This window comes from Lentzea miocenica (assembly GCF_033949945.1).
Lineage (GTDB): Bacteria > Actinomycetota > Actinomycetes > Mycobacteriales > Pseudonocardiaceae > Lentzea > Lentzea miocenica.
The window spans coordinates 494734-502080 of record NZ_JAXAVW010000001.1 but is presented as its reverse complement, the minus strand read 5'-3'; the positions used below and the strand labels follow the sequence as shown (position 1 = coordinate 502080).

The 7347-nt window shown below is 67.0% G+C and carries 9 protein-coding genes; 8 read left to right on the top strand and 1 reads right to left on the bottom strand.

Translation table 11 applies throughout. The features are described from left to right. Nucleotides 1-193: 193 nt before the first annotated feature. From SK803_RS02400 to SK803_RS02385, 4 genes are read left to right on the top strand one after another with little or no spacing between them, the layout of a single operon-like run. Nucleotides 194-772, top strand: coding sequence for a 3'-5' exonuclease (locus SK803_RS02400; RefSeq protein ID WP_319964038.1), 579 nt, complete (start codon nt 194-196; stop codon nt 770-772). Beyond that, nucleotides 750-1397 carry a dTMP kinase gene (gene tmk, locus SK803_RS02395; protein ID WP_319964037.1) on the top strand — a complete coding sequence of 216 codons (648 nt, stop codon included), beginning with the start codon at nt 750-752 and terminating at the stop codon, nt 1395-1397. Before SK803_RS02400 ends, tmk begins: the two co-directional genes overlap by 23 nt. Next, nucleotides 1397-1753 (top strand): hypothetical protein, encoded by a 357-nt coding sequence (locus SK803_RS02390; RefSeq protein WP_319964036.1) that lies wholly within the window; start codon nt 1397-1399, stop codon nt 1751-1753. Before tmk ends, SK803_RS02390 begins: the two co-directional genes overlap by 1 nt. Then, nucleotides 1741-2346, top strand: a complete 606-nt coding sequence (locus SK803_RS02385) for an ATP-binding protein (RefSeq protein ID WP_319964035.1) — start codon at nt 1741-1743, stop codon at nt 2344-2346. Before SK803_RS02390 ends, SK803_RS02385 begins: the two co-directional genes overlap by 13 nt. Here the strand turns inward: SK803_RS02385 and SK803_RS02380 are convergent. After that, a complete protein-coding gene (locus SK803_RS02380) occupies nt 2307-2633 on the bottom strand; it encodes a YciI family protein (protein WP_319964034.1) in 327 nt (108 codons plus the stop codon). The genes SK803_RS02385 and SK803_RS02380 overlap by 40 nt on opposite strands. Before the next feature lie 186 nt (nt 2634-2819). Between SK803_RS02380 and SK803_RS02375 the strand changes: the two genes are divergently transcribed. Genes SK803_RS02375 through SK803_RS02360 form a run of 4 tightly spaced genes read left to right on the top strand, consistent with a single transcriptional unit; the run spans nt 2820 to nt 7239 of the window. Then, the gene (locus SK803_RS02375; protein WP_319964033.1) at nt 2820-3893 is read left to right on the top strand and encodes a hypothetical protein; all 1074 of its coding nucleotides are present in this window, start codon (nt 2820-2822) and stop codon (nt 3891-3893) included. Between the two features lies 1 nt (nt 3894). Continuing rightward, nucleotides 3895-5037: a toxic anion resistance protein gene (locus SK803_RS02370; protein ID WP_319964032.1), complete on the top strand. Its 1143-nt coding sequence runs from the start codon at nt 3895-3897 to the stop codon at nt 5035-5037. Nucleotides 5038-5060: 23 nt separating this feature from the next. Continuing rightward, nucleotides 5061-6668: a VWA domain-containing protein gene (locus tag SK803_RS02365; protein WP_319964031.1), complete on the top strand. Its 1608-nt coding sequence runs from the start codon at nt 5061-5063 to the stop codon at nt 6666-6668. Next, nucleotides 6655-7239 (top strand): hypothetical protein, encoded by a 585-nt coding sequence (locus SK803_RS02360; RefSeq protein WP_319964030.1) that lies wholly within the window; start codon nt 6655-6657, stop codon nt 7237-7239. The genes SK803_RS02365 and SK803_RS02360 overlap by 14 nt, the downstream gene beginning before the upstream one ends. Nucleotides 7240-7347: the final 108 nt, after the last annotated feature.

Genomic DNA, 7347 nt, shown 5'->3' with positions numbered 1-7347 from the left:
GCGTGTTGCCCGAGGCATCCGGCCTCAAGGTCGTAAGCATCAGCGAGCGGGCTGCTGTCGTTGGCGGTCTGGCAACCGAGCAACCACGCTATTTCCTCCAGCACGCGCTCGGTTTCCAGGTGCACGACGAGCGCCACCCACACCACGAGAAGCGGCACGGCCGCGCGGACATCGGCTGGAATGGAGCATCCGCATGACGGACTGGAGTTCGTTGAACTACGTCGTTGTCGATGTCGAAGGCAACGGTCACCAGCCGCCCGACTTGGTCGAGTTGGCCGCCGTGCCGATCGTGCAGGGCGTCATCGGTGAGCCGCGCACGTGGCTGGTCAAGCCCGATCAGCCCATCACGGGATTCGCCAAGCGGATTCACGGCATCAGCAACGACGACGTGCTTTCCGCGCCGCTGTTCGCCTACGTGGAGGCCGAAGTGCTGAAGGCGTTGGACGCCTCGGCACTCATCGGCCACAACGCTCACGTTGATGTCGGGGTGATCCAGCGCAAGCTCGGCGACTGGGAGTGCCCGGAAGTGTTCGACACACTCAAGCTCGCCCGACGCTTCCTACCTGGCCTACCGTCCTACAAGCTCAGCGCACTCGTCGAGAAGTACGAGCTCGCAAGCGGACTCGACGACGAAGAGAAGCCGCACAGGGCCAAGTACGACGCGATCGTGACGGCAAGGCTCTTCGTTCTTCTGGCAGGCCGGCGGAACCTGGAAGAGCTACGGGATCAACCGGCAGGGAGTGGCCCTGATGAAGAGCCCGCTCTCTTCTGACCGCGGCCGCGGCTTGTTCGTGACCGTTGACGGGCCGAGCGGCGCAGGGAAAACAACGATTGTTCGCCACCTCGCGCAGATGCTCCTGGCCCAGGGCGAACACGTCCACCTAACTGCCGAGCCCTCGAGCGGCCCTGTTGGCAAGCTGGCTCTGGAGCTGACGGAGACGGTAACGGGGCGCGCGCTCGCCTGTCTGTACGCGGCCGACCGGTATCACCACGTCGAGCACGAGATCATGCCGCTTCTGGAAGCCGGCCACACGGTCATCTCCGATCGCTACATCGCCTCGGGCCTGGTGGTTCAGCGCTTTGACGGCGTGGACCCGATGTTCTTGTGGCACCTCAATGAAGAAGCCAAGCGGCCAGATCTCACCGTCATCCTCGAAGCCGATCCTGAAGTGATCGCAAGTCGCCTGGCGGAGCGCGGTCCACACAACCGCTTCCAGCACACGGCCGGCAGCAGCCACGCCGAGGTGGAGTTCTACCGGCACGCCGCGGAGACCTTGTACAGCACGGGTTTCGGGGTGTTCAAGGTGGACTGCTCAAGCCGTCTCCCCGAGCAGATCGCCGCGATCATCCACAACCAGCTCATCGAGCTTCCCACGCGAAGCGAGGTGGTGAGCTGATGAGCACGGTCATCACGGAGGAAGACGCACTTCAGCGCTTTCCGGAACTGCAACAGCTTTTGGACGTCAAGCGTGCCGGTTGGAACTTCCGCGTCATCGAGGACGACGCGCATCGGCTGACCGGTCTGGCCGCGAGCATGAGCCGGAGGCAGTACACCGACGCGCTCTTCATCTTCGACAGCACCAACGTGAGCGCCGTACGCCTTCTGGCCGACGAGTACGGCGGTGGGTGCGTGTGGAAGAAGTCCGGCGCGGACCTTCAGGAAGTCGTGACAGATCTGCTCGGGCTGCCCGAGCCGGGCGAGTCAGGAGCCCCCCACTTGGTCAAGAGGTCTCGCCTGCTGTGGACGCCGTGATGACCGTTCCGGTTCATGCAGGTGAGATCGTTTCGACCAAGGTGCCTCGGATGCACGAAGTACCTCGGTTCATCGACACCCTCGAGTTGGTTGCGCTCCCCACGGCCATGCCGGTTGCACGCATGTTCATCTTCGACACGCTTAAACGCTGGCATGCCTTGTTCATCGAGGGTTACATGGCGGCCGTCGCCGTCGAACTGGTGACGCTCTCCGTGGAGCAGACAGGCGAAGCCGAAGTGTCGAACCCGATCACCCTGAGGATGCTCGGCTATCAGAGGCACATCGTGTTTGAGGTCACCGACGTACACGGTGAGCCTCTCGCGCTTCCTTCCGATGCTGGTGTCCCCGAGGGCCACGGGCTCGGCCTGGTCGACACGCTTGCCAACCGGTGGGGTTCCTTCATCGTTCCGCAGGGACGGGTGAACTGGGCGGAACTAGCCGTGTGCGGACGCGCCGAAGCCGGCCTACCTCACGCATCAGATGCCGTGTGGGGAAGCATCGGCAGGGCGGCTTCACGGATCCGTTCGGCCACAAGTGGTCTGTGGGCGACAGGTCACCCCTGCTCTAGCGGCCACACCTCCACCACTCCGTGAGCAACCGCGCACGGAGTGTTCGCTACGAGTTTGATCGCCTCTTCCACGGACTCCGCTTCGATGATCGCGAATCCCGCGATCGGCAGCGCGGACGTCTGGAACGCCCCGTCCTCCACCTTCGTCCCGGTGTTGCCAGGGTTGCGCACCTGCACAGGCGACCCGGCGATGCCGATCTCCACTCCCGCGGCGCGCAGGCGTGCGTCGTGGGCGTGTGCTTCGTCGCGTACGGCCTGGTCGGTGCGGTCGTAGTCGTCGCGGCTGCCGTAGCCGATCGTCACGAACTTCATCGCTGATCCTCCTCGTTCCGAACCCTTCAGCCATACCGACTCAGGTGCCGCTCGAAACTCATCGGCCCGTTCACCGACTGTTCATCTCACGATTGCGACGACCCACCCTGATGCGGCGTCGAAGTGACGAAAGATCTCTTCTCCGACAGGGTTTTCGGCAGAGGCAGGCCAGAAAGAAGTGGCTCCGTGAAGAGAACGCTCGGCATCGGTCTTGCGGTCGTGCTGCTGGTAGGTGTGGTGACGGCCATCGTCCTGGGGCAGGGCGGCGACAACCAGGCCCAGCTGCAGACGGTGCGCGGTGTGATCGGCTCGGAGAAGCTCGCCTTCTTCGCCGACCAGCGGGTCAAGGACGTGTTCGCGAAGCACGGGCTCAAGGTCGAGGTGGACCCGGCCGGGTCGCGGCAGATCGCGACGGCCACGGACCTGAACTCGTACGACTTCGCGTTCCCCTCGTCCGCACCGGCGGCAGAGAAGATCCAGCGGGATCGCAAGGCCGCGCGGACGTACGCGCCGTTCTCGTCGCCGATGGTGATCGCGACGTTCGACCCGATCGTCGACCTGCTGACCAAGGCAGGCGTGGTCAAGGCGGGGCAGGGTTACCAGACGTTCGACGTGCAGACGTACCTGGACATCGCGGCGAAGGGCACGCGCTGGGACCAGCTGCCGGGCAACACCGCCTATCCCGCGCGCAAGAACCTGCTGGTCACCACGACCGATCCGCGTGACTCGAACTCGGCCGCGATGTACCTGGCGATCACGTCGTTCGTCGCGAACGGCGGGGTGGTGTCGTCGCAGGACGCCGAGGCCAAGGTGCTGCCGGCGGTGTCGAAACTGTTCCTGGACCAGGGTTACACGCAGAGCAGCAGCGAGGGGCCGTTCGAGGACTACCTGTCCTCGGGCATGGGCAAGACGCCGCTGGTGCTGGCCTACGAGGCGCAGTTCGTCGACCGGGTGGTGCGTGGCGATTCGACGATCCGGCCGGACATGAAGCTGCTCTACCCGGCGCCGACCGTGCTGTCCAAGCACACGCTGGTGCCGTTGCGCGAACCAGGCGACCGCGTCGGGCAGCTGCTGTCGACTGATGCCGAACTGGGCAAGCTCGCGGCGACGTTCGGGTTCCGGACCGCCGATCCCAAGCACTTCAACGACATCGTCAAGGAGAAGAACCTGACCGTGCCGCAGACGATCGTGGACGTCGTCGAACCGCCCGCGCACGAGACGCTGGAGCGGATGCTCGAAGCGATCGCGAAGCAGTACTGAGATGACCGATTTCGTTCTGACGCCACCAGATCCCGTCGAGCCGGTTCCTGTCTCCCGCGCGGCAGGGCTGATCCCGGTCTCCGACGAGTCCAAAGTGGAGCTGTCGACGCGGGCCGTCGCCTTCATCGACGCGTTGAACGCCGTCGACCCGCAGTCGCCGGACTTCGGCCGGATCGTCGACGAGGCGCTGGTGCTCGGCGAGGCGGAGATGCGCGTGGCGGCCCAGATCGCGGGCCGGCTGCTGGACCGCACGCTCGCGTCGGTCTCCTCACCGCACTCCGCGCAGGTGTCGACGAGTTTGGTGGAGCTGCGGCGTTCCGTGCGCGAACTGGACCCGCAGGACCTCTCCAGGCTGACCGGCCGCAAGATCCTCGGGTTCATCCCCGGCGGCAACGCGGCGCGCGGCCTGCTCGCGCGGCTGCGGGCGGCCGACGAACCGGTGAACCGGATCGTGCTGAGGCTCCGGTCCGGCCAGGACGCGTTGAAACGCGACAACGCCGCCATCAAGGGCGAGCGGCAGCGGTTGTGGGACCTGATGACCAAGCTGTCGCAGGACGCCGCGCTCGCCGGTGAGATGGACGAGGCGGTGGACCGGCAGGTCGCGGTCCTCGACCTGACCGATCCCGCACGCGCCCAGGCGTTGCGCGCCGACGTGCTCTTCGGCCTGCGGCAACGACACCAGGACCTGCTGACCCAACTCGCCGTGTGCGCGCAGGGCTACATGGCCCTGGACGTGGTGCGCCGCAACAACGACGAGCTGATCAAGGGCATCGAACGCGCGGTCAGCACCACCGTCACGGCCCTGCGGATCGGCGTGGCGGTGGCGGCGGCCCTGGCCGGGCAACGCGAGGTCATCGACCAGGTCGACGCCGTGCGCGGTCTCACCGACTCGATCCTGAAGTCGAACGCGACGCTGATGTCGTTGCAGGGCGAGGACATCCAGCGCATCGCCTCGACCCCGGCCGTCGGCATCGAGGCGGTCCGAACCTCGTTCGACCAGATCTACGCGGCGATCGACGCGATCGACACGTTCAAGGCCCGCGCGGCCGACTCGATGTCCAGCACGGTGACCGCGCTGGACGCCGAGATCCGGCGCGCCCACGACCACCTGAGCCGGGTCCGCGAGACCGGAGAACAACAGTGACCCGCCACTACCCAGGAGCGAGCATGATCCGCCGTCTCATCCCCGCGGTCGCCACGCTGGCGCTGCTCGCGGGATGTTCCGACGAGGCCGACCCGTCCAGACCGGTCGGCGACCCCGCACCCGGCGTCCTCCGCGTCCTGGCCGGCAGCGAACTCGCCGACCTCCAGCCCGTCCTCGACGAAGCCGCCAAAGCCACCGGCATCAGCGTGAAGTTCAGCTTCACCGGCACCATCGAGGGTGCCGAGAAGGTCGCGAGCGGCGCCGCCGAACAGGGCTTCGACGCGGTCTGGTTCTCCTCCAACCGCTACCTGGAACTGGTGCCGGAAGCGCAGAAGCGGCTCGGCACCCCGGCCAAGATCATGTCCTCCCCCGTCGTCCTGGGTCTGCCGGAGGCGAAGGTCAAGGAACTCGGCTGGGACACCAAACGCGTCGGCTGGTCCGAGATCGCCGAAGCCGCCGGCGCGCAGAAGTTCACCTACGGCATGACGGACCCGTCCGCGTCCAACTCCGGCTTCTCGGCGCTGGTCGGGGTCGCGGCGGCGCTGTCCGGCTCGGGCTCCGCGCTGGACGCGAACCGGATCAACGCCGTCGCGCCGCAGCTCAAGCAGTTCTTCTCGGCCCAGCAGCTGTCCGCGGGTTCGTCCGGCTGGCTGTCCGAGGCCTACCAGCGCAGGGCCAGGGGCGAGGATCCCGGCGCCAAAGTGGACGGTCTGATCAACTACGAGTCGGTGTTGTTGTCGCAGAACCAGACGGCGCCGTTGAAGCTGGTCTACCCGAGCGATGGCGTGGTGACCGCCGACTACCCGCTCACGCTGCTCACGTCCGCGACCTCGGAAGCCCGTGAGGCGCACCGGAAGCTCTCGGACCACCTGAAGAGCGCCGACGTCCAGCGCAAGATCATGGACACCACCCACCGCCGCCCGGCCGTGCCGCAGGTCCAGCTGGACGCGAAGTTCGCCGTGAAGGACCTCGTCGAGCTGCCGTTCCCCGGCAGTCAGTCCGCTGTGGACGGTCTGATCACCACGTACTTCGACCAGCTCCGCCGCCCGTCGCGCACGCTCTACGTGCTGGACACGTCCGGGTCGATGCAGGGCGACCGGATCGAGAGTCTCCGGCAGGCGCTGGTGGGGCTGACGGGCGCGGACGAGTCGCTCGCCGGCAAGTTCAACCGGTTCCACGGGCGCGAGCAGGTGACGTTGCTGCCGTTCAACAGCAGTGCGCGGCCGGCGTTGAAGTACGAGGTGCCCAAGGACGACCCGCGCCCGGTCCTCGACCAGATCCGCAACACCGCGACGTCACTGGACGCGTCCGGCGGCACGGCGATCTACAGCAGCCTGCGCGGCGGGTACGACGTGTTGCGCGAGCAGATCGACGCGGACCCGGACCGGTTCACCTCGATCGTGCTGATGACCGACGGCGAGAACACCGGCAGCGAGGGCATCGACAACTTCCAGCTGTTCCACCAGGGTCTGCCGCAGAACCTCAAGGGCATCCCGATCTTCCCGGTGCTGTTCGGCGAGAGCGCGACGGCCGAGATGGAGCGGGTCGCGAAGATGAGCGGCGGCAAGGTGTTCGACGCCCGCAGCCGCTCGCTTTCCTCCGCCTTCAAGGAGATCCGTGGCTACCAGTAACCCGGTGTTGCGCTACCTGGCGTCCTGGAAGAACCTGGCGGGCTGCACCGGCGGCATCATCGGCCTGCTGCTGCACTTCGCCGGGCTCGCCGGCTCCTACTGGGTGCTGGTCGTGATCGGTCTGTACGGCGTGGGCGCGCTCGCCGCCCCACCCGAGCGGATCGTGCTGGTGACCGACCCGGAGGAAGAAGCCAGCCAGCTCCGCACCGAGCTGGACGCGCTGGTCGAACGGGTGCGCGGCTTCGGCGGCCGCGTGCCGGGCGAGGTGGCACCGAAGCTCGCGGAGATCGCCGAGATCCTGCGCGGCATGCTGGACCGTCCACGCGTGCTGCGCGCCGACCCGGACGCCCTGCACGCCGTCACCCGGCTCGTGGGCACCGACCTGCCGCTGTCCGTGCAGACCTACCTGAACCTGCCGTGGTGGTACGCCGTCGCACGCGGGTCGGGCGCGGAACTGGTGCGGCAGCTGGACCTGCTGCGGACCGACGCCGTGCGGGTCGCGGAACGGTTCCACGCGGCGGACGCGCAACGGCAGACCGACCACACCCGCTACCTGGAAGATCGCGAGTAGCCTCGGGCGCGCCTCCGCGCAAGCAGTTGGTCATCGTGCTCACCGGCAAGGCCGCCGGCGCGGTGTCCGAACGCGAGCGCCGCGAGTTTCGCATCCATGAACCAGAAC

What these genes read in the sequence shown, in the direction of transcription:
- SK803_RS02390 (WP_319964036.1), top strand. Translation starts at nt 1,397, where the DNA reads ATGAGCACGGTCATCACGGAGGAAGACGCACTTCAGCGCTTTCCGGAA.
- SK803_RS02380 (WP_319964034.1), bottom strand. Translation starts at nt 2,633, where the DNA reads ATGAAGTTCGTGACGATCGGCTACGGCAGCCGCGACGACTACGACCGC.
- SK803_RS02365 (WP_319964031.1), top strand. Translation starts at nt 5,061, where the DNA reads ATGATCCGCCGTCTCATCCCCGCGGTCGCCACGCTGGCGCTGCTCGCG.
- tmk (WP_319964037.1), top strand. Translation starts at nt 750, where the DNA reads ATGAAGAGCCCGCTCTCTTCTGACCGCGGCCGCGGCTTGTTCGTGACC.
- SK803_RS02370 (WP_319964032.1), top strand. Translation starts at nt 3,895, where the DNA reads ATGACCGATTTCGTTCTGACGCCACCAGATCCCGTCGAGCCGGTTCCT.
- SK803_RS02400 (WP_319964038.1), top strand. Translation starts at nt 194, where the DNA reads ATGACGGACTGGAGTTCGTTGAACTACGTCGTTGTCGATGTCGAAGGC.